The sequence below is a fragment of the Methylorubrum sp. B1-46 genome, from assembly GCF_021117295.1.
Lineage (GTDB): Bacteria > Pseudomonadota > Alphaproteobacteria > Rhizobiales > Beijerinckiaceae > Methylobacterium.
Genome location: NZ_CP088247.1, coordinates 4051172 through 4075772 on the forward strand (window position 1 = coordinate 4051172; position 24601 = coordinate 4075772).

General features: G+C 69.8%; 28 protein-coding genes, 1 tRNA gene and 1 pseudogene. 13 read left to right on the forward strand and 17 right to left on the reverse strand.

The genetic code is table 11. The features are described 5' to 3' along the window. Positions 1–12: 12 nt before the first annotated feature. The 3 genes from LPC10_RS18890 (at position 13) to LPC10_RS18900 (ending at position 1891) form a co-directional block, all read left to right on the forward strand. Positions 13–291: a DUF2218 domain-containing protein gene (locus tag LPC10_RS18890; protein WP_231343924.1), complete on the forward strand. Its 279-nt coding sequence runs from the start codon at positions 13–15 to the stop codon at positions 289–291. A gap of 255 nt (positions 292–546) precedes the next feature. Then, the gene (locus LPC10_RS18895; protein ID WP_231343925.1) at positions 547–1047 is read left to right on the forward strand and encodes a GNAT family N-acetyltransferase; all 501 of its coding nucleotides are present in this window, start codon (positions 547–549) and stop codon (positions 1045–1047) included. A 154-nt stretch (positions 1048–1201) separates the two neighbouring features. Beyond that, positions 1202–1891, forward strand: coding sequence for a DUF4142 domain-containing protein (locus tag LPC10_RS18900; RefSeq protein ID WP_133090084.1), 690 nt, complete (start codon positions 1202–1204; stop codon positions 1889–1891). A gap of 86 nt (positions 1892–1977) precedes the next feature. On the opposite strand, the pseudogene LPC10_RS18905 reads toward LPC10_RS18900, so the two are convergent. The 6 genes and pseudogenes from LPC10_RS18905 to LPC10_RS18930 all read right to left on the reverse strand — a co-directional run bounded on the left by LPC10_RS18905 (position 1978) and on the right by LPC10_RS18930 (position 6037). Continuing rightward, positions 1978–2574: pseudogene (locus LPC10_RS18905) on the reverse strand (cytochrome b). 151 nt (positions 2575–2725) lie between these two features. Then, the gene (locus tag LPC10_RS18910; RefSeq protein WP_231343926.1) at positions 2726–3046 is read right to left on the reverse strand and encodes a hypothetical protein; all 321 of its coding nucleotides are present in this window, start codon (positions 3044–3046) and stop codon (positions 2726–2728) included. Between the two features lie 146 nt (positions 3047–3192). Beyond that, positions 3193–3987 (reverse strand): TetR/AcrR family transcriptional regulator, encoded by a 795-nt coding sequence (locus tag LPC10_RS18915; RefSeq protein ID WP_231343927.1) that lies wholly within the window; start codon positions 3985–3987, stop codon positions 3193–3195. A 70-nt stretch (positions 3988–4057) separates the two neighbouring features. Further along, complete coding sequence (gene proC, locus LPC10_RS18920) at positions 4058–4888, reverse strand: pyrroline-5-carboxylate reductase (RefSeq protein ID WP_231343928.1); 831 nt, start codon at positions 4886–4888, stop codon at positions 4058–4060. 22 nt (positions 4889–4910) lie between these two features. Beyond that, positions 4911–5417, reverse strand: a complete 507-nt coding sequence (locus tag LPC10_RS18925; protein WP_003607101.1) for a YbjN domain-containing protein — start codon at positions 5415–5417, stop codon at positions 4911–4913. Between the two features lie 338 nt (positions 5418–5755). Then, positions 5756–6037: an accessory factor UbiK family protein gene (locus LPC10_RS18930; RefSeq protein WP_026105500.1), complete on the reverse strand. Its 282-nt coding sequence runs from the start codon at positions 6035–6037 to the stop codon at positions 5756–5758. A gap of 242 nt (positions 6038–6279) precedes the next feature. On the opposite strand from LPC10_RS18930, the gene LPC10_RS18935 reads away from it, so the two are divergent. The 3 genes from LPC10_RS18935 (at position 6280) to LPC10_RS18945 (ending at position 9857) form a co-directional block, all read left to right on the forward strand. Continuing rightward, entirely contained in the window at positions 6280–7002 is a 723-nt protein-coding gene (locus LPC10_RS18935) for a response regulator (protein WP_231343929.1), read from the forward strand. Then, entirely contained in the window at positions 6999–8486 is a 1488-nt protein-coding gene (locus LPC10_RS18940; protein ID WP_231343930.1) for an ATP-binding protein, read from the forward strand. Before LPC10_RS18935 ends, LPC10_RS18940 begins: the two co-directional genes overlap by 4 nt. A 198-nt stretch (positions 8487–8684) precedes the next feature. Further along, on the forward strand, positions 8685–9857 hold the full coding sequence (locus LPC10_RS18945) for a GGDEF domain-containing protein (protein ID WP_231343931.1): 1173 nt from the start codon (positions 8685–8687) through the stop codon (positions 9855–9857). A gap of 217 nt (positions 9858–10074) precedes the next feature. Here the strand turns inward: LPC10_RS18945 and LPC10_RS18950 are convergent, their stop codons facing one another. Continuing rightward, positions 10075–10731: a glutathione S-transferase family protein gene (locus LPC10_RS18950; RefSeq protein ID WP_231343932.1), complete on the reverse strand. Its 657-nt coding sequence runs from the start codon at positions 10729–10731 to the stop codon at positions 10075–10077. A gap of 347 nt (positions 10732–11078) precedes the next feature. Here LPC10_RS18950 and LPC10_RS18955 point away from each other — a divergent pair, with 347 nt between their 5' ends. Together LPC10_RS18955 and rpsU are read left to right on the forward strand one after the other, a co-directional pair. Continuing rightward, positions 11079–12293 (forward strand): polyhydroxyalkanoate depolymerase, encoded by a 1215-nt coding sequence (locus LPC10_RS18955; protein ID WP_231343933.1) that lies wholly within the window; start codon positions 11079–11081, stop codon positions 12291–12293. A gap of 336 nt (positions 12294–12629) precedes the next feature. After that, positions 12630–12938: a 30S ribosomal protein S21 gene (rpsU, locus tag LPC10_RS18960; RefSeq protein ID WP_108941567.1), complete on the forward strand. Its 309-nt coding sequence runs from the start codon at positions 12630–12632 to the stop codon at positions 12936–12938. 112 nt (positions 12939–13050) lie between these two features. Here the strand turns inward: rpsU and LPC10_RS18965 are convergent, their stop codons facing one another. Continuing rightward, a complete protein-coding gene (locus tag LPC10_RS18965; RefSeq protein ID WP_108941568.1) occupies positions 13051–13440 on the reverse strand; it encodes a response regulator in 390 nt (129 codons plus the stop codon). A 297-nt stretch (positions 13441–13737) separates the two neighbouring features. Between LPC10_RS18965 and LPC10_RS18970 the strand changes: the two genes are divergently transcribed. Together LPC10_RS18970 and LPC10_RS18975 are read left to right on the forward strand one after the other, a co-directional pair. Continuing rightward, positions 13738–14523, forward strand: coding sequence for a class II glutamine amidotransferase (locus tag LPC10_RS18970; RefSeq protein WP_231343934.1), 786 nt, complete (start codon positions 13738–13740; stop codon positions 14521–14523). A gap of 151 nt (positions 14524–14674) precedes the next feature. Beyond that, positions 14675–15466: a TSUP family transporter gene (locus tag LPC10_RS18975; RefSeq protein WP_231343935.1), complete on the forward strand. Its 792-nt coding sequence runs from the start codon at positions 14675–14677 to the stop codon at positions 15464–15466. Between the two features lie 28 nt (positions 15467–15494). On the opposite strand, the gene LPC10_RS18980 is transcribed toward LPC10_RS18975, so the two are convergent. Both LPC10_RS18980 and LPC10_RS18985 read right to left on the reverse strand, forming a co-directional pair. Beyond that, positions 15495–16541: a MaoC family dehydratase gene (locus tag LPC10_RS18980; RefSeq protein ID WP_231343937.1), complete on the reverse strand. Its 1047-nt coding sequence runs from the start codon at positions 16539–16541 to the stop codon at positions 15495–15497. A gap of 302 nt (positions 16542–16843) precedes the next feature. After that, on the reverse strand, positions 16844–17134 hold the full coding sequence (locus LPC10_RS18985; RefSeq protein ID WP_231343938.1) for a YggT family protein: 291 nt from the start codon (positions 17132–17134) through the stop codon (positions 16844–16846). 122 nt (positions 17135–17256) lie between these two features. On the opposite strand from LPC10_RS18985, the gene LPC10_RS18990 reads away from it, so the two are divergent. Beyond that, positions 17257–17332: transfer RNA gene (locus tag LPC10_RS18990), tRNA-Ala, on the forward strand. A 294-nt stretch (positions 17333–17626) separates the two neighbouring features. Here the strand turns inward: LPC10_RS18990 and LPC10_RS18995 are convergent. The 7 genes from LPC10_RS18995 to LPC10_RS19025 form a co-directional block, all read right to left on the reverse strand. Beyond that, the gene (locus LPC10_RS18995; protein WP_003604313.1) at positions 17627–18256 is read right to left on the reverse strand and encodes an FRG domain-containing protein; all 630 of its coding nucleotides are present in this window, start codon (positions 18254–18256) and stop codon (positions 17627–17629) included. A 172-nt stretch (positions 18257–18428) separates the two neighbouring features. Further along, positions 18429–19616, reverse strand: a complete 1188-nt coding sequence (locus tag LPC10_RS19000) for a carbohydrate kinase family protein (protein ID WP_012455858.1) — start codon at positions 19614–19616, stop codon at positions 18429–18431. After that, a complete protein-coding gene (locus LPC10_RS19005) occupies positions 19613–19933 on the reverse strand; it encodes a hypothetical protein (protein ID WP_017484369.1) in 321 nt (106 codons plus the stop codon). The genes LPC10_RS19000 and LPC10_RS19005 overlap by 4 nt, the downstream gene beginning before the upstream one ends. A gap of 36 nt (positions 19934–19969) precedes the next feature. Further along, entirely contained in the window at positions 19970–20614 is a 645-nt protein-coding gene (locus tag LPC10_RS19010; protein WP_003604316.1) for a 7-cyano-7-deazaguanine synthase, read from the reverse strand. Beyond that, positions 20611–21795, reverse strand: a complete 1185-nt coding sequence (locus LPC10_RS19015; protein WP_003604317.1) for a PfkB family carbohydrate kinase — start codon at positions 21793–21795, stop codon at positions 20611–20613. Before LPC10_RS19015 ends, LPC10_RS19010 begins: the two co-directional genes overlap by 4 nt. After that, positions 21792–22193, reverse strand: coding sequence for a hypothetical protein (locus LPC10_RS19020; protein WP_003604318.1), 402 nt, complete (start codon positions 22191–22193; stop codon positions 21792–21794). The genes LPC10_RS19015 and LPC10_RS19020 overlap by 4 nt, the downstream gene beginning before the upstream one ends. A gap of 61 nt (positions 22194–22254) precedes the next feature. Beyond that, complete coding sequence (locus LPC10_RS19025) at positions 22255–22920, reverse strand: hypothetical protein (protein WP_012455859.1); 666 nt, start codon at positions 22918–22920, stop codon at positions 22255–22257. A gap of 114 nt (positions 22921–23034) precedes the next feature. Between LPC10_RS19025 and LPC10_RS19030 the strand changes: the two genes are divergently transcribed. Continuing rightward, positions 23035–23367 (forward strand): helix-turn-helix transcriptional regulator, encoded by a 333-nt coding sequence (locus tag LPC10_RS19030; RefSeq protein ID WP_003604320.1) that lies wholly within the window; start codon positions 23035–23037, stop codon positions 23365–23367. A gap of 377 nt (positions 23368–23744) precedes the next feature. Further along, positions 23745–24479 (forward strand): type II toxin-antitoxin system PemK/MazF family toxin, encoded by a 735-nt coding sequence (locus LPC10_RS19035; protein ID WP_003596782.1) that lies wholly within the window; start codon positions 23745–23747, stop codon positions 24477–24479. Positions 24480–24601 lie beyond the last annotated feature (122 nt).

Here is a 24601-nt window from a genome sequence, read left to right on the forward strand (position 1 = left end):
CAGGAGATCGCCATGACCGAGAGCCACGCCGTCGTCAGCACCCCGCATGCCGGCCGCTATCTCCAGCAGCTCTGCAAGCACTGGGCCCACCGGTTCGAGACCGAGTTCAGCGCGACGAACGCCCGGATCGCCCTGCCGCTCGGCGAGACGCGTCTGTCCGCCGACGCCGAGACCCTGACGATCGATCTGACCGCACAGGACGCCGCCAGCCTGCCCGGCCTGCGCGACGTGGTCGTGCGCCACATCGAGCGCTTCGCCTTCCGCGAGACGCTGCGCTTCGACTGGACGTGAGCACCGTCGCACGAGCCGGCCGGCCTGCGTTGTTTTGGCAAGCACAGCGTACCTCATGCTGAGGCGCCGAGCTGAAAGCTCGGCCTCGAAGCACGCCTGAACGATCGCCCCGCGGCATCGGGTTGCCGGGAGAACCGTCGCGATGTGCTTCGAGGCTGCTGACGCAGCACCTCAGCATGAGGAGCATTCAGATTGCCTGAGCAAAACAAGGCAACATCTTCGACAAATTCTGAAATCAGCGGCACGAGGAACGATATGGACCTGACGATACGGGCCATGCGCGAGGACGATGCGCAGGATCTCTTCGAAATCTACAATCAGCCCGCCTTCCGCTTCGGCACCCTGGCACTTCCTTACGAATCCTTCGAGGCCGTGAAGAAGTGGGCCGAGCCGCGCTCGCCGCGCGATCTCCACCTCGCGGCGGAGCGGGAGGGACGCCTCGTCGGGGCGGCGGCCCTGCGCCCCTTCTACGGCCGGCGCGCCCACGCGGCGGAGTTCTGGATCGCGGTACACGAGGATTTCGCCGGCAACGGCATCGGCTCGCGGCTCCTCGCGGCGGTGATCGACACCGCGGACAACTGGATCAATGTCTCGCGCATCGAGATGACGGTCTTCACCGACAACACCCGCGCCATCGCTCTCTACGAGAAATTCGGCTTCGTCATCGAGGGCACGCACCGGGCCGCCTCGTTCCGCAACGGCCGCCTCGACGACGTGCATTGCATGGCCCGCCTGCGCCCGACGAGCGGGCACTGAATCCGGTACGGATCGCCCGAGCGTCTTCGAGCGTCGAAGCCCCTGGATCCCAGGAACATTGCTGATTTCGCGAAGGTTTCGCCCGTCAGACTCCGGCACCGCTCCCAGACAATCGGCGCCTGGCTGTCGTATCCAGACCGGGAGATCCGATACCATGCATCGGCGCGATTTTCTGACGACTCTGCTGACCGCAACGGCCGCGCTGGCGGTGACCCGCACGGCGCTGGCCCAACCGGCGCCGGCCGGTGCCATGCCGACGCCCGTCTATCTTGCCATGGCGACGAAGGGCGGCCTGTTCCTCGAGAACACGGCGCGCGACGCCCACGCCAAGACCCGCAATCCGCGCGTCAAGGCCTTCAGCCGGGCCGAGGTGACCGAGCAGGTCAACCTCGCCCGCAAGCTCGACCCGTATCTCGGTGCCGCGCCGATGGCGGGCGGCGCACCCGCCGGTCCGGGCGGCCTCGTCGGCGGCTTGGTCGCCGCGCCGCTGGCGGTGGCCGGCGGTGTCGCGGGGGCGACCGTCGGCGCGGTGGGCGGGGTCGTCGGCGGCGCCCTGGGTGTGCCCGGCGGGGCCGGCCCCGGTGCCATGACCACGGACGAGCAGAAGGCCCAGATCCTGTCGCAGCTCTCGGGGATGCAGCCCGGCCCCGACTACGACGCCATGTTCGTCAATGCCTCGCTCCAGGGCCATCAGGAGGCGTACCAGATCCACGGCTCCTACGCGCAGGCCGGCGAGGACCCGGCCCTGCGCCGCATCGCGGCGGGCGCGCTCCCGCTGATCCAGCGCCACATCGCCCAGCTCTCGCGGATGCAGGCAATGATGGGCGGCGCCCGGCAAGGGTAGGCCTGAACCTGCGGCGCACCGTCCCCGATCGCGCTCTCGGGGATGATGCGCCGCGACCAGGGCTCGTGTTCACGGCCAAACCGGCGTCACCCGCGCATCGTCCGCCGCGGATCCTGCTCCGGCAGCATCCGGTCGAGCACGCCGTCGCGGCGGATCGCGACGTGCCACACGGTGCCGGCAATGTGCAGCCCCACCAGGACGTAGACGGCCCATTGCCCGGCGAGATGGACCGACTGGAAGAGGTTGCGCAGCGCCTCGTTCTTCTCGAAGCCGGGGATGGGGAAGAGATAGAAGAACTGCGTCGTGCTGCCGTTGAAGGCACTGAGCAGGAAGCCGCTCACCGGCATCAGCAGGAACACCGCGTAGAGCAGCCAGTGGCTGATCTTCGCGATGAGGGCGAGGCCTGCCGGCTCGCTCACCTAAGGCGGCGGCGGGTTGAAGGCGCGCCACAGGATGCGGACGACCACCAGCCCGAGAATCGTGAGCCCGACCGATTTGTGAAATTGGAACAGCACCGGCTTGGCCGCCGCCTCCTTGGCGAGGCTCGTGGCGACCCACGCCAGCGGCAGGACGGCGAGGACGAGAACCGAGGTCAACCAGTGCAGCGCCTGCGCCGTGCGGGTGTAGCGCGGGAAGGCAGGGACGGGCTTCGGAGCGACGCCGGGGGCGGCGGTTGACGTCATGGGCCTGAATCTCCCGTCGATGCGGAGAATTCAGATAGGGCCCCTCCCGGCCGCGCCCATCACAGATTGCATCGAACAGTCAGAACCAGCACAGGCGTTTCATGCGGTCGTCGTACTGGCGGCGCGGCAACGAACGCTCCCTGCAAGCTCATCACGGCCCGAACGGCGATCGAGCGCGCGATCGCGGCGCGAAGAGCACCGACGCGTCTTTGCCCTCGGCTGCCAGGGTTTGAACCGTCTCCCAGTACTGTTTCAGCCACCGCCGGGCCTCGAGCACGCCGACGACGATTCCCATCGTCGCACCGATCACGGCGCCGATGACGATCTTCGACGAATCCCAATGCAGCAGATACTCATCAGGGCCAGGTCCCGGCCGGATCATCGCGCCGATCCCCGAGGCCGACCCCACCAGTGCGAAGAAAGCAATCTTCTCCGCTACGATCGATGCAAATTTTCGATACTTGGACTGCATGGGCGAGGCATCCCACCGAAGCGCTCGCTCTCAAGAAGCACAACCGCGGGATGAACCCGTTAAGATGGCATTTGTCGGTGGGGTTACACACAGCGCCGGGGAAGGCGGCACTCCAGCGCCGCCCCTCCCGCTCGAAATCCCGCCGCTCAGATCGCCGCGGCCGGGTCGCGATCCTCCGGGTCGCTCGCGGGCGGCGTCCGGTCGTTGCGGGGGCGGCGCTCCATCAGGGCGCGGCCGAGGGCGCGCAGGGGCGCGGTGAGGCGGCGGGCATCGTCGGCGCGCTCCATGAGGGTCTCGCCGCGGCGGATCTCGCGGTCGAGCTTGGCCATGGTGCGGGCGAGCGCCGGATCGTCGTCCTCCAGCCAGACCTCGACGGTGCGGGCGAAGGCGATCACGGTGCCCTGAAGCTTGAGCCGACCGAGCGGCCCTTCCGTGTCGATGCCGGCGGCGGCCAGCATGTAGCGGTGCGAGTTGAGGGCGACCCCGTTGAGCGCCAGCATGGACAGCACGTCGCCGCGCAGCGCGAAGGCGATGCGGCGTAGGGCCGGCTTGTAGGGCGTCATCGCGTCGAGCCGGCGCATCAGCACGTCGAACAGGCGCTCGCGGGCGGGCTCGTCGGCGAGGTCGGCGGTGTCGACTTCCAGAACCTTGCGGTCGATGATCCGCGACAGGCCGCCGAGCACCGCCCCCTTCGAGGGGAAGAGGTCGCGCAACTCGGCAAGGCTCAGATCCGCCTCGCGGGCGATATCGCCGACCTCGATGTCGTTCCAGGGCTGCTCGGCGGCGAGCCGCATCAGCGCCTCGACCGCGGCCTCGCGCGGGTTGGGCTTGGGCAGATTGGACGAGGCGCCGGATTGCGACGAACCGGACTTTCCATGGGTCTCGGACTTGCCACCAGCCTCGGACTTGCCGCCGGTGTTGGACTCGGGGGCCGTCGCCATGATCCGTGCTCCGTGTTCGGTTCGACGTCTCATGTAGGAGCGAAGTCGCCGGGTTGAACCCGCCGCGGCGTCAGCCGGACAATTCGCCCGCCCGGCGCTTGGCCGCGGCGACCGCCTCTTGCATCAGGGCGGGGAGGGCGCCCTCGCGCATCAGCACGGCCAGCGCCGCCGCGGTGGTGCCGCCCGGCGAGGTGACGTCCCGGCGCAATTGCCCGGCCTCGCGTGGATCGGCGTCGAGCAGGGCGCCGGCGCCCGCGACGGTGGCACGGGCGAGCTGCGCCGACAGATCCGGCGGCAGCCCCGCCGCCACGCCGGCCTCGGCCAGCGCCTCCGCCAGCAGGAAGACGTAGGCCGGTCCCGAGCCCGAGACTGCGGTCACCGCATCGATCAGCGCCTCGTCGTCGAGCCATGCGACGAGGCCGGAACTGGCGAGCAGCGCGTTCGCTCCCGCCCTCGCCAGGTCCCCGACCTCGGAGCTGCCGACGGCGCCGGTCGCGCCCCGGCCGATGCTGGCGGGGAGGTTGGGCATGACGCGCACCACGGCGCGGGCCGAGGGCAGGCGGCGCTTCAGGTCGGCAATGGTCTTGCCCGCCAGGATCGAGACGACGAGGGTGTCGGGACCGATCCAGGCCGAGAGCGCCGGGGCGGCCTCGTCGAGGACCTGCGGCTTGATGCCGAGCACCAGGGCCCCGGCCGGGGCGGCGGCGGGCGGGTTGAGGCGCAGGCCCTGCTCGGCGCAGAGCACGGCGATCTCAGAGGAGGGCTGCGGATCGATCACCGTCACGGCGGCGGGGTCGAGGCCGCCCGCGAGCCAGCCCCGCAGCAGGGCCGCTCCCATCTTGCCGGCACCGGCCAGAACCAGGGGCGTGGGGAACGGGGGCGGGGCGTGGTCCTGCGTCATCGGTTCTGATCCCGCGCGGCGCTCACGCCTCGCCTTCGGTCTCGAACAGCACCGCGTCGAGGGCCTCGCGGGCGCTCTTGCCGGCCCAGAGCACGAACTGGAACGCCTGATAGTAGCGCTCGCAGGCATCGGCGGCGGTCTTCATCATCATCGCGCACTGGCCTTGCGTCGGCGCGATGCCGTCGGTGAGCAGCAGCGAGTGACGGAACATCACGACACTGTCGGACGACCACAGGTCGAAATGGCCGATCCAGAGCTGCTCGTTCACCAGCGCCACGAGGCGCAGCATCTCGGCCCGGCGCCGCTCCGGCACCTTGAGGTCGAAGGCGGCGGCCACGTGCAGCGACTCGACTTCCTCGATCCAGGTGAAGGCAACGTGGTATTCGGCCCAGCGCCCCGAAACGGAGACCGACATCTCGTCCGTCTCGATCCGATCGAAGATCCAGTCCCGCAGCGAGGCGAGGCGCTCGACGACATCGAGCGGGTGCTCCGGCCGGTCGCTGTCTTCGATGAGGCTAAGCTGGGTCATGGCGATCCAAGTTGTCGACCCGGTCGATGCGCTCGATCGGGCCGGCGGTCAAAGCAGGGCCGTGACGGGAATCGAGGCGACGCCCGTCGATCTCCGTCCTGCGGAGGGGTTCAATCCAGATTTCACCGCCCCAGGGTTTGGTTCCACCTTTCCGCCGGGGCGAATCAACTTCGGATCGTTTATAGCCCGCGCCGCCCGCGGGCTTCAAAGCGTCGCCCCGGCATCAGCGGTGGGCAACGCGGCTATCCACCGATGCTTCCTGTGCAAAGAAATCCGGATTCCGCGTTTTCCCCCAAGGGTGAGTCTTTGCCGAGTCTCCGGCGAGTCGGCGCCGCCGCTCAGACCGATTCCGTGCTGCCGGCGCTCCCCGCCTCGGCGCCGAGGCGGGCCTCCAAGGCGCTGACGCGGGCGGCGAGCGCGTCGTTCTGGCTGCGCAGGGCCGCGACGAGGTCGCGCAGCACGTCCACCTCCTCGCGGGTGGCGACGTCCATGTCGCGGATCAGGCGCTCGACCTGCCCCTTGAACATCGTCTCCGCCTCGCGGCGCACCCCTTGGGCCGCTCCGGCGGCATCGGTGAACAGGCGGGCGACATCGTCGAAAAGGCGGTTCGAGCCTTGCATGGGGATCTCCTCCCGCGCCCGGACCTGTTCGAGCACGTTCCCACGACATAAGAATCGGCGGCCGGCAGGGCAATCGAGGGGCGCTCACGAAACGCTCCGGGCGCCGGCACCGGCGGGGAGCGGAAGTCCAGGCCGGATCGTTGCCGCAGGTGTCGGGCCAGGCAGCGGAAACGCGGGGTTACAATCTTGCGCCGCGGCCATACTTCCGGGCGGGGAGGGCGCAGGCGTAAGACTGTCCCGTCATGACCACGAACCAGCCGACGCCCCACATCCTCGTCGTCGAGGACGACCGCGAGATCAGCGCGCTCGTCGCGCGCTACCTGCGCGCCAACGAGTGCCGGGTGAGTCTGGCGGGCGATGGGCGCGAGATGGACCGGGTGCTGGCCGATGCCCGGGTCGACCTCATCGTCCTCGACCTGATGCTGCCGGGCGAGGACGGCCTGAGCCTGTGCCGGCGCCTGCGGGCCGCGTCGCAGGTGCCGATCCTGATGCTCACGGCAAAGTCCGAGGAGATCGACCGGATCGTCGGATTGGAGATCGGCGCCGACGACTATCTCGGCAAGCCGTTCAACCCGCGCGAATTGCTGGCGCGCATCCGGGCGATCCTGCGGCGCAAGGGCGCCGAGCCGCAGGACGGGGACGGCGCGCGCCGCTTCCAGTTCGCGGGCTGGACCCTCGATGTGGGCCTGCGGCAGGTGCTGAGCCCTGAGGGCGCGCGCATCGCCATGACGGGGGCCGAGTTCGACCTGCTCCACGCCCTCTGCCTGCGGCCCGGCCGGGTGCTCTCCCGCGACCAGCTCCTCGATCTGACCCAAGGGCGGGCGGCGGGTCCGTTCGAGCGCAGCATCGACGTGCTGGTCTCGCGCATCCGCCAGAAAATCGAGCGCGACCCGCGCAACCCCGAGATCATCCGCACGATCCGCTCGGGCGGCTACCTGTTCGCGCCGGAGATTGCCCGGACATGAGCCCCGCCGGAACCACCGCCGGGCCGGCGCAGGCCCCGCCCCCCGCCGCCGAACCGGGCCGTCCGCGACGACCGGCCTGGCTGCACCGTCCCTGGCCGCGCCCGAAGAAGGCCGCCGGGCAGATCGCGCTCCTCGTCGTGACGGCCCTGCTCTGCACCCATGGGCTCGCGGCGGTCATGCTGGTGGCGCTCCGCGAGCCGTGGCGGCCGGACGAGCGGCCGGGGGTGGCCGCGACGCGGCTTTCCGTGGTCGCGCGGCTGCTCGATACCGCCGAGCCGGGCGAGCGCGACGGGATCCTCCGGGCGGCGGCGCGCAGCCTGCCGACCCTGCGCATCGCCCCCTGGGACGGCGCCGTGCCGCCGGCCGGCCAGGGCGACGAGGAGGACGAGATCGGGCGCCACCCGCTGATCGAGCGCCTGCGCGACGGCTTCGGCCGCGCGCTGCCGGTGACCGATCTCTCCCCCGGCCATGACCGGGGAAGGACGGGCCTGCTGCAGATCGGCATCACCACACCGGCCGGTGCCCGACTGCAGGCGGTGCTGCCCGACGACTTTCCCCGTCCGCCGGCGCAGGGGCTGATCATCTTCACCTTCGTCTCCCTTGGAGTGAGCCTCACGCTGCTCTCGTTCTGGGCGACGCGGGCACTCACCGCGCCGCTCGCCGGGCTCGCCGCGGCGGCGGAAGCCTTCGGCACGGCGGAGGAGCCGCCGCCGCTGCCTCAGCGCGGGCCGGAGGAGGTGCTGGCGCTCGCCCGCGCGCTCGACCGGATGCGCACCCGCCTGCTGCGCCTGCTCGACGACCGCACGCAGATGCTGGCCGCGATCAGCCACGATCTGCGCACCCCGATCACCCGCCTGCGGCTGCGCGCCGAGTTCATCGAGGACGAGCGCGCCCGCGAGATGACCCTGCGCGACCTCGACCAGATGAACGGGCTCGTGGAATCCGCGCTCTCCTATGTCCGGGACGGGCAGGGCGCGCCGGGGGAGGGCCAGACCACGCTGATCGACCTCGCCTCGGTGGTGCAGACAGTCTGCGACGGGTTCAGCGACGTCGGCGCGGCGGTGAGCCTGGAACGGACCCGCCACGTCCTCGTGCGCGGCCGCCCCGACGACCTGCAGCGGGCGATCACCAACCTCGTCGACAACGCCGTGAAGTATGGCGGCGGCGCCCGCCTCGTCATGGGGCCGGCGGGCTCCGGCGACCATCCCGGCGTGGCGGTGGAGGTGATCGACGACGGCCCTGGCATTCCCGACACCGAGCGCAGCGCCATGCTCCAGCCCTTCGTGCGCGGCGACCGCGCCCGCAACCTCGATGCGGCGAGCGGATTCGGCCTTGGCCTGTCGATCGTGCTCGCCATCGTCGAGGGGCATGGCGGGCGGCTGACCTTGGAGAACCGCCCCGGCGGCGGCTTCTGCGCCCGCATCGAGCTCCCGCTCGCCGCCGGGCGGACGGGGGAGGCGGGGGCCGCGACCCAGTCGGCGTAGCCCTCGTCCGCGAGGAACGTCCGGGCAGGGCCGCGCCCTGCGACGCCGCCCCCCCGGCCGAGGGCATGATTTCAGTTCAGTTCCGTTCGGCAAAGAAGGTTAGCCCGAGGATAATCAGTCCGCGACCGTCTTTGTAAGACTTCGGCAACCCCGCTGCTTTAGCCGTGAGCCGCCCAGAGCAGCTCGGTCCTCGCCTCGATGAGTCTCTCCCGTTCCGGACCCATCGACGGTGAGTTCGCAAGCCTCAACCAACTGCGCTTCTCGCCCCCGATCGAGGCGCTGTTCGAGAAGGCAGGGCTCCCCCAGCGCATCGAACTCGGCCGGACGACACTCGCCGTTGCCACCCTCCTCTACGACGTCTTCCTCCTGGCCGATTGGGTGATCCTGCCGGACGTGTTGTGGCCGCTCACCGTGATGCGCCTGGGCATCGCCACGCCGCTGGCCCTTCTGATCATCTGGATCCTGCCGCGCAGCCGACACGTCTGGCAGGTCGACGGCCTGCTGGTGTGGACCTCCGTCCTCTCGGTGCTGATGCCCTCGACGATCATCTCGTTCGGCACGTCGCACTATGTCGCGATCTATCAGTTCGGGGCGATTCTCATCATCATCTACTTGGTTCTGGTGCAGCGTGTCCGGTTCCGGCTGGCCGTCCTCGGACTGGTGCTCATCGTCCTCATCCAAATCGCGACCATCGCGAGACGGCCCGAGGTGGATGCCGCGACCTTCTGGTACATCGTAAGCTTCTACATCCTCGCGTCGGTCATCCTCCTCCTGGGATCGTTCGTGCTGGAGCGGACGGAGCGCTACGGCTTCCTCCAACGGCTCCGGGCCGATTCGATGATCGAGCACAACGAGGCGATGGCCCGGACGGATCAACTGACGGGCCTGTTCAACCGGCATCATCTCGCGACGATCGGCGCCGATCTCATCCCCAAGAGCGCCGCCGAGCCTCTCGGGGCGCTCCTGATCGATATCGACCACTTCAAGCGGTTCAACGACACCCAGGGGCATCTGGCGGGCGACCGCTGCATCCGTGCCATCAGCGATCTGTTGCGCGAGATGCTGGCTCCCGCCAACAAGAACACGCCCCCGCTGGGAACGGCCGTGCGCTTCGGCGGCGAGGAGATCCTCGTGCTGCTCCCGGGCATGACGGCCGCGCAGGCCGCCGTGCTCGGGGACGCCATCCGCCGCCGCGTGGAAGGCGTGCGCATTCCCCATCCCGGTCTCGGGCCCGCGGGCGTGGTGACGCTGTCGATCGGGGTCGCCGACTGGAAGAACGGCGACTCGGAACTGGATGCGCTCGTGAACGCCGCCGACGCCGCCCTCTATCGAGCGAAAGACCTCGGCCGCAATCGCGTCATGGTAGCCTGATCCGTGCGCCGCCCGGCGCCGACGCTTCCCTTACCAGCCCCCGCCGTCGCCCCGATGCCCACCGCGCCGGCGGCGCTCAGTGTCTCTCGCAACACGCCCGCCACGCTGTCCTCGCCCAAGCGGAAACGGTCGGTGACCGGGAGCTTTGTGAGGCATCATCTCGTTGTTTGTGCATCGTCTTTTCCGAAAGCCGGCAACCACCTTTCGGCACGATGCTCTAAAACTCCATGTCGAGTTCCTCGATCTCCTCCGGCTCGCTCTCGGCAAGGGCCGCCCACTCGTTCATCAACTCCCAGGCGAGGATCGTGTCGCGGTAGGTCGCGGCGGTGAAGGGGAGGGCGACGTCGTAGGTGCGGAAGCGGGTGCAGACGGGCGCGTACATCGCATCCGCCAGGGTCGGCCGCGCCCCGAACAGGTAGGGGCCGCCCGAGCGCGACAGGCAATCCTCGAAGATCGCGCAGATGCGCTCGATGTCGCCCTTGGCGCCGTTGAAGATCTTGAAGCCGCGATGGAGGCTACGCAGGTTCATCGGCAGGGCCGAGCGCAGGTTGACGAAGCCGCCATGCATCTCGCCCGAGACGGCGCGGCAGCGGGCGCGCTCGGCGGCCGCCTCGGGCAGGAGGCCGGCCTCCGGCCGGATCTCGTTGAGATATTCGGCGATGGCGAGCACGTCCCACACCGTGATCGCGCCGTGTTCGAGCCGCGGCACCAGGAAGGATGGCGACAGGTGGAGCAGTTCGGCCCGCGTCGCCGCGTCCGAGCCGGACAGAGTCGTCACCGAGAGATCGAGCCCGGCCATCCGGCACAGCAGCCAGCCGCGCAGGGACCAGGACGAGTAGTTGCGGCTGGAGATCGTGAGCGTCGCCTCGGCCATGACTCTTCTCCGGATTGCGCGTCCGCCCGAGCCTGCGGCTCAAGCCCCGGACTTCAAGCCGGCATCCAAGACTCGTGCCGGGCGCCCTGCCTCGGCCTCCACTTTTCCGGCAAAAGAATTCTCCTTCTCCCGGTAGACGTGCAAAGTGATGCATCCGCATCACAGCCCTGCGCGATATACTTTTGTTCGGTTGCGCCCAACTCAGAACCGCTTAGCCTGTTCGTCCGGCATCGGCTCCTCAGGGCGGTAGGACGAGGCAGGAAGCGAAGCGGGCGAATCCGGGCCATTCGGGACGTTCGCGAGAGATTGGCGCGTGCAGGCACCTTGCGCGCTTGGAGTTCGGCCCGATGCTCTACCAAGCTTTCGATGTCCAATCGGACATCGCCCGGCAGACCCGACAATGGGGGCGCCTCCTGCAGGAAGCCTCCGCGCCGTGGATGCGGACGCCCTGGCATGACGCCGCGAAATGGTGGTCGGCGGGGGCGCGCATGATGATGCGCGCCGGCCTCACCTTCACGCGGCCGGCCTACGGCATCCATTCCGCCATGGTCGGCAACCGCGAGGTGCCGGTGATCGAGGAACCGGTGCTCGCCACGCCCTTCGGCACCCTGCTCCGCTTCCGCAAGGATATCGACACCGTTCAGCCCAAGGTGCTGGTGCTCGCCCCCCTCTCGGGCCACTTCGCTACGCTGCTGCGCAGCACCGTGCGCACCCTGCTGCCCGACCACGACGTCTACATCACCGACTGGCACAACGCCCGTGACGTGCCCCTCTCGGAAGGGCGCTTCGGCTTCGACGACTACGTCGATCACGTGGTGCGCTTTCTGGAGACCGTCGGTGAGGGCGCCCACCTCATGGCCGTGTGCCAGCCCGCGGTGCAGGCGCTCGCCGCCACGGCGCTGATGGCGCATACCAAGAACCCGGCGCAGCCGCGCAGCATGACCCTGATGGCCGGGCCGGTCGATTGCCGCGTGAGCCCGACCTCGGTGAATGCGCTCGCGACCTCGAAGCCGATCGAGTGGTTCGAGAAGAACCTGATCGAGACGGTGCCCGGCCGCCACAAGGGCGCGGGGCGGCGGGTCTATCCCGGCTTCACGCAGGTCTCCGCCTTCGTCTCGATGAACGCCAAGCGCCACAGGGACGCGCATACGGACCTGTTCTGGCACTATGTCGACGGCAGCGCCGACAAGGCGCAGGCGATCGAGACCTTCTACGACGAGTATTTCGCCGTCCTCGACCTCGCCGCCGAGTTCTACCTCGAGACGGTCAAGATCGTCTTCCAGGATTACACCCTCGCCCGCAACCAGCTCACCTATCGCGGCGAGCCCATCGATATGGGCGCCATCCGCCGCACCGCCCTGATGACGGTGGAGGGTGAGCGCGACGATATCTGCGCGGTGGGACAGACGATGGCCGCCCACGACCTCTGCTCGGGTCTGCCGCCGCACATGAAGAGCCACCACCTCCAGGCGGGGGTGGGCCATTACGGCGTGTTCTCGGGGCGCAAGTGGGAAGCACAGACCTACCCGATCGTGCGCAACTTCATCGCCTCGCACGCGTGAGGCGCCTCCGTCCTTGCGAGCGGAGCGAAGCAATCCGGCGACGGCCCATCCGGAAAGAACACGTCCTGGATCGCTTGCGCCAAGCCTCGCGATGACGGCTGAGAGCGAAAACCACCCGGCGCCGCGCTTGCAAGAGGCTTTCGCGCACTTCCAACACGAACCTGTTTCGTGTATGCCGCGCGCTCAGGTGCAATTCTTTCGCACCGATTCGGCTGCCGTCACGACGCCTCCTCCGGAACCAAACCGGGGCAGGGGCGCCTGACGGCTTTTTCCCGGTTCCGCCGGGAATCCGAGGCCGGTGCGGTTCGAAACAACAGATCCTAGGGGTTGATTCCGTTGCAGGTACTCGTTCGCGATAACAACGTCGATCAGGCGCTCCGCGTCCTCAAGAAGAAGATGCAGCGCGAGGGCATCTTCCGCGAGATGAAGCAGCGCAAGGCCTACGAGAAGCCCTCCGTGCGCAAGGCTCGCGAGAAGGCCGAGGCCGTCCGCCGCGCCCGCAAGCAGGCCCGCAAGACCGCGATCCGCGAGGGCCTGATCGCCGCGCCGAAGCCGAAGCCCCGGACCGGCGCCCCGCGCCGCCCCGGCATGCCGAGCTTCTCGCAGCAGCCGGCCGCCGTCCAGGCACCCGCTGCCGCGTCCTGAGGCGAAACCCTTCGCGACGCGCCGGCCCTGGGATGGGCCGCGCGCGATCCGGACACGAAAAAGGCCCCTCCGGTTCGACCGGCGGGGCCTTTTTCGCAGGAAGCGAACCGCTTCAAGCGGCGCGCGCGGTGAGCGTGGCGCGTTCCGCCTGCCGCAGCAGCTCCAAGGGCAGCCAGGGCTTGCGCATATAGACCGCGTGGGGCGGGATCTCGGTGCGGCCCTCCTCGCGGGCCTCGGAGGTCACCACGAGCCGCACCTCCGGCCAGCGGTCCTCGACGGTGCGTGCCAGCGCCGCCCCGTCCATCGCGCCCGAGAGATGCGTGTCGGCGATCACCATCGCCACCGTCACGTCGCCGCGTTCCAGCACGGCGAGGGCATCCTCGGCGCTCGAACAGGCGATGACGTCGAGGTCGGTCTCCTCGATCAGGGCGGTCGCGAGATCGCGGGCGGCCTCGTCGTCCTCGACGAGGAGCGCGACCGGGCTGTCTCCGGTGTGAGCCATGATATCTCCCTGAAGCTGTGCGAGCGGTTCGGAGCGGCGGCCCGGCCAAGGGCACGTCGCGCAAGGGCAGACCGCGGCGGAATCGGCGGCGGCATCGATGCTTGCCCTGCGACAACAAGTTCGGGGATGATCGGTTCAGCGAAATTGTGCCGGCATGACCCGCGCGAACCGGGCCGGCTCTTAACGGACTGTTCACCACACGAACCGAATTGTTACAGTCCGGCGACGCGAGGCGGTCCGAACGGACCGATGTTTGCATGCGTCGCCCTGGACCGCAAAGGAGGCTCTTGTCCCACCATGTGCCGCTTCCTCGCCTATCTCGGTGAGCCGGTCCTCCTGAACGAGCTGGTCTGCGCCCCGACCCATTCGCTGGTCCATCAGTCGCTGCACGCCTCCGAGGCCAAGACTGAGACCAACGGCGACGGGTTCGGGATCGGCTGGTACGGCGAGCATGCCGAGCCCGGCCTCTACCGCGACATCTGCCCGGCCTGGTCGGACGAGAACCTCGTGAACCTCTGCCGTCAGGTACGGGCGCGGACCTTCTTCGCCCATGTCCGCGCGGCGACCGGCACGGCGACGACGCGGGCCAACTGCCACCCCTTCGCCCATGGCCGGCACCTGTTCATGCATAACGGCCAGATCGGCGGCTATCACCGGATCAAGCGGCGCCTGGAGGCGCTGATCCCGGACGAACTCTACGACACCCGCCGCGGCTCGACCGATTCGGAGGCGCTGTTCCTGCTGGCGCTCGCCAACGGCCTCGACACCGATCCCGTCGCCGCGATGGAGGCGACCTGCGCCACCGTGCGCGGCCTGATGCAGGAGGCCCGGATCACGGAAGCCTTCCGCTTCACCGCGGTGCTCACCGACGGCGAGAGCCTCACCGCCTTCCGCTGGGCCTGCGACGGCCGCCCGCCGAGCCTGTACTATCGCGAGAGCGAGCGCGGCCTCACCGTCGTCTCCGAGCCGATCGACGGCTGCAAGGAGGGCTGGACGATCGTGCCCAAGGGCGGAACGCTGCGGGCCAGCCGCGGCGACCGCGCCACCGTCAGCCTGCCGCGCACCGAGCGCGCCGCCGCCTGAGGCTTGCCCTGAGCCGGCAGCCATGGTGAAGGTCTCGAAAGGACGAGTCCTTGTCAAAGGTGCAGGGCAGAGCCCTGCAAATCGGCTTCGCCGGCGTCAGGACTCTGCTCTGAAAACCCGCCAAAGGGCTTGAAGCCCTTTGGGATCCCCGATGAGTATTGAGCTTGAGACGGTCGCCGGTCTGTTCGGCGTGGCCGTGGTGGCGGGCGCCGTCGACGCCATCGCCGGGGGCGGCGGGCTGATGACCCTGCCGGCCCTGCTGCTCGCCGGGCTCGATCCGGTGAGCGCGATCGCCACCAACAAGCTACAGGGCAGCGCCGGCTCGGTCTCGGCCACGATCGCCTTCGCCCGGCGCGGGCTGATCCGCTGGCGCGAGGCCGCCCCCGCCGCGCTCGGGGCCGGGCTCGCCTCGGTCGCAGGCGCGCTCTGCGTCAGCCTGCTGCCGCGCCCGGTCCTGGACGCGCTGGTGCCGGTCATGCTCGTCGGCATCGCGCTCTATTTCGCCACGGCGCGGCGGATGAGCAACGAGGACGCGGCAGCGCGCATCACGCCGGGCCTGTTCGCCGTGACGCTGGCGCCGGCGATCGGCTTCTACGACGGCGTGTTCGGGCCCGGTGCCGGCTCGTTCTACATGATCGGCTTCGTTACCCTGCTCGGCCTCGGCGTGGTGCGCGCCACCGCCCACACCAAGCTCTCGAACGCCGCGAGCAATGTCGGCAGCCTCGCCCTGTTCACGCTCCAGGGCGCGGTGATCTGGCCCGTGGGGCTCGCCATGGCGGCCGGCGCCTTCCTCGGCGCCCAGGTCGGCTCGGCGCTCGCCGTGCGCCTCGGCGCCCGGCTGATCCGCCCGCTTCTCGTGCTCATCGCCTGCGCGATGGCCCTGCGCCTGCTGTCGAACCCGGCCAACCCGTTGCGTCAGGCCGTGGCCGGGTTCTTTTCGTAAGCGTGTCAGCCCCTTGCGGGCCGATGCTTCAGCGCGGGATGAAGGCCCAGTAGTCGAGATCGAGGATCACCGACGGGTCGTAGCCCTCGCCCTGCCGGTCTGGATAGGCGCCGCAGGGCTGGTTCTTGGCTGCCACCGTGCGCAGGCGAAGCGCCCCGATATCGCTGCGGCCGGGCAGTTCGGCCGTCTCCAGCACCTCGGACCAAGCGTAGACCGTGTCGCCGGCAAACAGCGGCGCGACGTGGCGGCCGGCATTGATGCCGCCGATGGCGAAGGCGTTGGCGAGCCCGTTGAAGCTCAGCGCCCGGGCGAGCGAGATGACGTGGCCGCCATAGATCAGCCGCTTGCCGAACTTGGTCTCCCGCGTCGCCACCGCGTCGAAATGGACCTTGGCGGTGTTCTGGAACAGGCGCGTGGCGATCTGGTGCTCGGCCTCCTCGACGGTCATGCCGTCGACGTGGTCGATCTTCTCGCCAACCGCGTAATCCGAAAACCGGTGCGGGCTGCCGGCGAGCGCATCATCGTAAGCCGCCGGATCGAGCGGGGGCAGGGCGTTCGCGAGGTCGGCCGGGCTCACGACCTTGGCGAGCTGGGGCACGTGCTCTTCGGCGATCTTCGCCTCGGGATCGCGCTTGCGCACGAGCACCCAGCGGCAATAGCTCAGCACGGTCCGGCCCGAGGCATCCGAGCCGGTGGAACGCACATAGACCACGCCGGTCTGGCGGTTGGAGCTCTCCTTCAGGCCGATCACCTCGGAGACGGTGGAGAGCGTCTCGCCGGGATAGACCGGTCGGTGGAAACCGCCCTCGGCATAACCGAGATTGGCCAGCGCGTTGAGGGAGATGTCCGGCACGGTCTTGCCGAACACCACGTGGAAGGTGAGCCAATCGTCGAGCGGGCTTGCCGGATATCCGATCGCACGCGCGAAGGCGTCCGAGGACTGCACGGCGAAGCGCGGGCCGTAGAGGGCGGTGTAGAGTGCGACGTCGCCCGTGGTGACGGTTCGCGGCGTGGCGTGGCGGATGGTCTCCCCGAGGCGAAAATCCTCGAAGAAGCGGCCGGGATTGGTCTTCATGGCGCGCGCATCGCTCCCTGTGCGGCTCTTGCTGGCCGAACGGGGCATCGTCTTGAATACCGTATTCAGAACGAGGCCCTAAACGTCTGCTATTGCATCGTCTTCTCAGATCAGCCGATGCCCGCCCGCCTTAGCAACGAGCCCGGCGCTCGCGCAATGCCGCGCTTCGTGTCCAGAGCCGTACCCGACCCGATTGCGTTAGGCCGGCGGCTCCAGCCCATTGCTTTGTCGTGCTCTCTTTCGACGAACCGGCCTACCCTTCGTCGGAACGCATTCGAGGCGGGTGAACGCCGGAGGCGGGGTCAGAAGGCCAGTTGGACGTAGAGGTCGGTGGCGAGCTTCTGCGCGAACAGCAGGAGCAGGATCAGGATGATCGGCGAGATGTCGACGCCGCCCAGATTGGGCAGCAGGTTACGGATCGGCCGCAGCACCGGCTCGGTGACGCGGTAGAGGAACTCGCCGATCTGCGAGACGATCGGATTGCGCACGTTGACCACGTTGAAGGCCACGAGCCAGCTCAGCACGGCGCTCGCGATGAGGACGTAGATATAGAGCTGGATGATGGTGTTGAAGAGCCAGAGCAGGGCGTTCATGCGGGGGGTATCGGTCCTCGTCGCCCCGCACGGAGACCCGGCGTGAGGGACGCGGGCGCGGCGGGAAATTTCCGGAATTGACAGGCCGAAGCGGACAAGCCTACAAGGCCCTCGCCTCGGACGGGGCTGTAGCTCAGATGGGAGAGCGCCGCAATCGCACTGCGGAGGTCAGGGGTTCGAATCCCCTCAGCTCCACCACCGACTTTCGCTTGAAAATTGGTGTGTGGCATCAAGGACTTGGGGAGTGGCAGCTCCCGGATAAATCCCAATTCCTCCCACGCTTCCGGTTCGCTAAATCCCAGGCGTGGTCCGGTTTTCGACAGGATATCCACACCACCCCCGCGCAGCTACGGGGGCAACCCTTGCTGTGCCTGACCCACGCCGTGCGCGTTGGTAGAGGGCGCGCCGGCCGGTGAATATCGAAGCCTGCACCGGCTTGGCGGGACCGCCGTCGTCCGGACCGGATGATCCAGGGATTCCGAGCGGCGGGGGCTACAAGGCCGCGCCGAGCCCGATTCGGAGGCGGTACTGCCACGTCAGCGAGAGGCAGACGCCTTCGAGGCTGGCCCAGATGTGGGCCGCATCCACGCCGAGCTGGAACAGGTTGCGCTGGAAGACCGCGCGGGTGTCCCGCGGGATCTCGAAGCTGTTCTCCGCCATGCCGGGCGGCGTCCACGCCGAGGCCGGATCGGGGTGGGCCGAGAACAGGCCCTTCTGGCTCGCGATGCGGGGCGCCAGGGCGGAGGGCAGCAGGAAGCCGACCTCGGCGATCTCGAAGGGGCCGGGACCCCGCTCGGGGTCGATCATGGAACTGCCGCCGAGCGGATGCGCGTACACGATGGCGTCCTCGTTCGCGGGCTGGCTGGCAACGGCGAAGAAGCAGGCGATGAGCGGATTGGTCGTCCAGTCGAGCAAGCGGGTCGGGAGACCGTAATGCTGACCCAGCGCCAGCCAGTCCCAATCCGTCGCCCCGGGCATCGCGACGTGCAGCCTGGCCTCGCGCTTGAAATCCTGGAACAGTTGCCGTTCGTGGCGCGGGTCGAACTCGGCGCCCCGGCCGGCGCTGGGCTTGCACTCGAAGGCCTTCGACGCGCAGCCGCGGAACACCCATCGTGAGTTCATGCGTGCCGCCAGGAAGGCGTGGAACGCCTGCCAGCGCTCCTGCGCCGGCCCGCCCTCTCCATCGCCGGACCCCGATGGTCCGGACGGGGACGGCGTGCGATCAGGCGCCCGCAGGCGCGCCGGAGCGGGTGGAAACCGTGGCGGCCTCAACGGGTGCCCTCCCGGCCGCCGATCACCGCAGGCATGCCACACACGTCCGGTAGAGCGCCGTGGCGAGATCGTGCGTCACCTCGCAGCCGCTTCCCGAGAACATCGTCAAATCCCCGCCGGAGGCCGTCTCGGCGAGCAGCACCACCGGCATGCCGTTGGCTTGCGCGTAGCCGACGTGAAGGTTCGTCCCGAGGTCGGCGACGTCGCCCAGGGCTAGGAGGGCTGAATGGGGCACGCGAGGCCGGGGCGGCCAATTCGCTCGCGTGGGTGAGCGGGGGCCGTCGTCCGCAAACGCCGTCTCCGTCCTGAACCCGAGCGCGTCGAGGTAAGCGGCCGCCTCGTCGAAGAGCCATCTTTGGGCCATGGTCCGGCGCGGTCCGGACAGGTAGACCCGGCAACCCGACGCGGGGCGCCCGGGCACCGCCTCCATCCCTTCGAGCTCGTCCGGCGGAGGCAGCGGCAACCGAGCCCCGTCGTTGAACCACGCCACGCAGCGGGACGCGAGGTCGGCCGCCCCCACGGCGTCGAAGCCACGCTCGCCCCAATAATGCGCGAAGGCCGCGCAGAAGACGTCGCCGGCCCCGATCCTGAACCAGCGGCGGGCGGCGTACGCCGGCACCGGGATGCCGGGGGCGTCGCCCCGGTACACCGTGGCACCGCCGAATGCGTGGCGCGACACGACGAGCGTGGCGCCCTCGCGGGCCATGACGCCGGTCGCGGCGTCGCGCGGGTCCGGGAGCGGCCCGAGCCGGACCAAGTCGGCATCCTGCACCACGTAGGCGAGTTGCTCCGTCGCCCGCGAGCCGGAACGCACGAAGGAGGACGCGGGGTCGGCGGAGCGCGGGTCGTAGACCGCCCGGCCGGCCGTGAGCCGGGCCGTGCCCTCCAGCATGCCGAACCCGAGCACGACGTCGCCGGTGACGGCCAGGTCGGCGTAGCGCCGGCCGGCCTCGGGAACCCAGCTCTTGCGAAGGGGATGCCAATACTCGAATTCGAGCCGCTCCCCGATGGCGACGATGTCCGTCTCGACCTCGAAGGCGGCCATGGTCGCCCGGAGGTCGCCGGCCGACTCGGCGTAAGCATACGTGCTCAGGCGGGTGCCCGGGGACAGCGCGCTCACCGCCATGGCGGCGCGCGCGCCCGAACCGAACAGGCCGGCCCAGGCGGGGAACGCGCAGCTCTCGAAATATGTGCCGCCGACGACGTTCACGCCTCGGCCCTCGTGACCGTAACGGTGCAGCGCGTCGCGCCGACATCCTCGATGAGGGCCTCGAACCGCACCCCCTGGTCGAGGCAGCCGAGCAGGCTCACGAGGCCGCGGAACGCGGCGAGGGCGCCGACGGTCGCCCCGTCGGCGGTGCGGCAGACTGCGGTGCTGGCGCCCGCGCCGGCCACGAGGTCCACCTCCAACACGTCTCCGGCCTGCAGGCCGCGCGTGGCGTCGCGGCGGACACCGATCAGGTCGACCGTGAAGGTCAGGTCGCACTCGTCGGACCCTGTCCGGACCTGTCCCATGCCGTACGGCATGCGGCGGCGTTTGGGTGGGAGCCCTCCGCCCATTCGTCAACCCTCCGCCCGCGCCGCGTCCGGTCGGTCCGGGGCCGCGCGGGATGCCTTCACGTCGGACCGCAGGCCGAACGACCGCAAGGTCTCGCGATGCTTCTCGCATCCGCGGCACTGCCCGCAGGCATATTCCATGACGTGACAGGAGAATGTCGCACCGAGCGCCGAGGCGGGAAGGCCGGACGCCGCGAGAAGGGCCGGCCCGCTCAGGTGCCGTGCGGGCGCCACGACGCGCACCCCACCCTCCTGGAGCCGCATCAGTCGGTCGAGCGTCCGCAGGAATGGGGCGCGTCCGTCGGCGTGGACATCGGTCGCCACCGTTCCGATGAGGATCTCCGACAGGCCTTCCGCGACGAAGCGCATGCCTGCGAGGGTGACCAGGATCTGGTTGCGGTAGGGCCACCATTCGGGGGCACGCGCGAGCGCGGCGGGCTCCCCGCCGGCCAGGGGCCCGAGGCCAAGCCCGGACAGGTCGACCTGAAGCGTTTCGAGCCGCAGCCCGAACTCGGCCGCGATGGACGTCGCAGCCGCCCTTTCGCCCGCCGCCGGCCGCTGGCCGTAATCGACGAACAGGCAGGCGTCCGGCCTCTGCCACCAAGCGAGGGCGGTCGAATCGAGGCCGCCGGAAAACAGCAGAACCCTCATCGCAGCGAGGCCCACACGACCCGATAGAGGGCGGAGGCGAAATCGTCGACGACCTCGCAGCCGGTGCCGGCCAGCATGGTCAGGTGATGCTCGTCGAGGCGTTCGGCCAGCACGACCACTGGGATGCCGCGCGCCCGCGCATGTCCAACCTCGAAGATCGAGCCCGGGTCCGCCCCGTCGAGCAGGGCGAGCACGGCTTGGCAGCCGTCGAGCCCCGCGAGGTCGGCGGTGGCGAGGGCGACGGCGCCGCCCCCCGTGCCCACGTCGTGCAACGGCGAGAAGACAGACGCGCCGAGGGCGTGCAGCCGGTCCCGTGCCTCCTCGACGAGCCAGCGTTGGGCGATGTGGAAGAACGGGGCCGCGAGGTAGACGCGGCCGGGCTCCCCGCCCACGGGTGCGAGCGCCTGGTCGGCGAGGTCGGCGGCCGCGGGCAGCGGCAGCGAGCGCGTGTCGACGAAATGGTGGACCGCGCGCGACGCCAGGTCGGCCGCCGCCGCGGCGTCGAGGCCGCGCTCGCCCCAGTGATGCGCGAAGGCGGCGCTGAAGACGTCGCCCGAGCCGATCTTGAACACGCGGGCGGATCGATAAGCGGGCACCGCGACGGGGTCGCGACCAGGCCGGTGGACGGTCGCGCCCGAGCAGCCACGCTTGACCACGACCACGTCGGCCGCGTGCAGGGCGAGAACGGCCTCGCCTGCGGCCGGCCCCTCCTCGCCCGTCGCCCCCTCCGCCTCCCCCTCGTTCAGGACTACGGCCAGGGCCTCGGCCCGGGACCCGTTGGCGCGGAACGGGACAACGTCGTCGCCCTGCGGGTCGTGGACCGCCCGCTCCGCGGACACGACCGCGTCGCCCTCCACGAAGCCGAAACGCAGCACGACCCGCCCGTCGACCGAGAGGGCCGGGTGTCGCGTCGGCACGCCGGGCCGCAGCGTGGCCGGCGACAGGGCATGGAAGTAGCCGAAGCTGATCTCCTCGGCGATGGGCATTACCGTCGCCGTCACCCCGCAGGCGTGCATCGAGCTCTCGACGTCGCGGGCCCAGCCTGCGAAGGCATAGGTGTGAAGGCTGCTGCCCGGCGAGAGCTGCCCGACCGCCGCGGCGGCACGGCCGCCCGAACCGAACAGCCGGCGCCAGCGCGGGATCTCGCAGATCTCCAGGTAGGACCCTCCGGCGACGATCAACCCAGCACCGGTGCGATGGCGACGCGACAGAGGAGGCGGCCGACCTGCGTCACGGTCGCCGCGTAGCGGTGGTGGGTGCGCAGGCAACCGAGAAGTTCGTCGAGGCCTTCGACGTTCGCCAGCGTGCCGACCACCTGCCCGGCGGGGCGGGTACGGCACACGGCGGTCTCGAACGCACCCGCCCTGTGCAGCGCGACGTCCAGGACGTCGCCGATGCGCACGACGGCGACGACGTCGGCCCGGACCCCGGTCAGTTCGACGTCGTAACTGAGGTCGCAGGGCGAGCCCGTCGGCGCATTCCCGCCCTCCGATCCGGCGGTCGAGCTCGGCGCGCCCGGCCCTGCACCGGCCGGCGCGACCAGGCGACGGCCCGAACTTTTCTTGCTGCCCCCCGACATCCCGCTTGCCCGGCCACTGGTGAAGGAGACCTGATTTCTTATCGGCCTCCGCCGTCGCCGGTCAAACCGGTCCCCGGCCGATGTTGCGCATCGCCCGCCACATGACGGCATCGACCAGCGACGGCTTCGCGTCCAGGGCCACGCAGAACTGCAGGAAGCGCCGTTCGAGCGCCTCGTAGTCCCGCGGGAGGCGGATCGGCCGCTCGAACAGGCCGATCAGGAGGCCTGCACGGATGATGTGAATGTCGAGGATGGCGACCTCGTCCGAGCCCAGCCAGTTCCGGGTGACCCACGAGGCGGTCTTCGGACCGACGCCGGGCAGGCGCATCAGGTGGCGTCGGAAGGCCAGGGCGTCGCTCGACGGCGGAGGATCGGTCTCGATGAGCGTCAGCGCGTCGGCGAGCCTGCCCGCCCTCTGCTTCGGGAAGCGGTAGCGCACCGACCTTTCGCCGATGCGGACCGGCCTGCGCAGGAGGGCCTCGATCTCATCGGCCCCGGGACGACGGCCCGGCTCGAAGATCCCATCCGCGGCGAGCGCGCGATGGACCGCGTGGTTGACCTCGGCCGTGATGCCGTAGCCCCCGAGCAGACAGAAGCCGATCTCGTGGGCCAGGCTGACCTCCCGCCCCACGAACCCGTCGACCGGCTCGCTGGCCCGACCGACCATGAAAGCCCAGAACGCGGCACTCGGCACCCATTCCGGGCGCCCCCACCGCACCCCCGGCATCAATTCGGCCTCCGGGTCCGCGGGAATCGTCGCGACCGACCGCGTCCTCCCGGACGTCTGAGCCTGCATCCTGCGCGCCTTGATTATTCGTTATCATTCGATTTTATTGACTTCATGAGCGGAAGCAAGCGGGCGGCTGACGGCGGGGATGCGCATGCGCTGGCGATTGCCCTCGGTCGCGTGCGTCGAGAGCGCGGGCTTACGCAGGCTGCCCTTGCCAAGATCCTCGGCGCGAGCCAGGCGACCATATCGAAGCTATTGGCAGGGCAACATAAGCCTAGACCCGCGCTGCATCTCGCCGCGGTTCGGTTCATCGGTGCGCACCCGTCGGAGGATCCCGCGGCTTTCTCGAACCTGACGCTGCGCGTGGAGGCGGCTGCACGGCAGTCGGTCGCGTTCCGAGCGCTCCTGGAGGCCGCGGTGGCGCTCTTGAATGAAAACGAATAGCCGCGCCGGGCGGTGCGGCAAGGTCGGGAACCGTCGTTCTCGGCGCCGGATGGAACGTGCCCCGGGACCAGGCCGAGGCGGCGCGCCCGGGCGGCGGGACCCGGCGCCTCGATGACGAGCGCGGGTGCCGCCCCCCCCGGGCCTGGTCGCTCAAACGAATGCATCCACGGCGGGTAGGCCCCGGCATGATCGCGGCGCCCGGGCGCCGGCGGCGCTCGGCCCCTTCGGCGTGGGATGACAATGGTCCGGCGTGCGGATACGGCGTCGGCCGAGGTGTTTGCCGACTTCGAACGGATCGGCTCGCCCTCGGCCTGCCCGACGCGACGTCGCCCGGGCTACGCCATCGCCTTCCCATCGGCAGGAGCATTTGTCTCGGGGTGCCCCACGCCTTTCGCATGTTCAAGGCCATGACGGATCTCGGCTTCGCCCAGGGCGAGGCGCTCGCCGTCGGCGGATTGATGGAGATTTCCCGGCATCCCGATACCCGCTTCGACGGCGAGGCTTGCCTCGACCGGCTGTGCGAGGGAGGCTTCGCCGAAGAGGCCGCGGAGGCGGTGGCCAGCGCGTTGCGCCACTGCTTCCTGTCGGAGAAGGCCACCGCGCAGTACGAGCGGACCAAGCTGAAGACGGCGCTGGTTCGCGGCGGCATCGCCGCCGCGAAGGCGGACGCGTTCCTGACGACGCTGGAAGGTTCGGTCGTCACGCGCCGCACGGCCGAGGTCAGGCGGCCGGTTCCGCACGCTCCGAGCCCCGGCCGGGTCGTGATGTGCGATTTCACCTACCTCGTGAAGCCGGAGATGCAGAAGGAACGGCGGGCGATCGTCGTGTCCTCGCGCTCGGCCGGCGCCGCCGGGCGCTGCACGGTGGTGCCGGTGAGCAAGAGCCCGCCCCGGGAGAACAACACCCATCATTTCCGGTTCGAGCCGGGCACGTATCCCTTCTTCCACCAGACCGACCCGGTTTGGGCCGTCTGCGACCACATCTATACCGTTTCCCTGGTCCGGCTGTGGCAGGTCAACGTGAACCGCCGCCCGGCGCTGCCGTCCATCTCGCCCGCCGAGCTCGCCGGCATCCGAGCGCTCCTCGGAACCGTGCTGGGCCTCGATCATTGACCCGGCGAGGCGGATATGCGATATCCCTCTCACTCGCTGGAGGCGGGTCACACCGTCTTTTCAGCTGACCGAAGATGCTCGCCATCGGAGGTCGGGGTTTGCCCGCGGGTATTCCCCTCAAA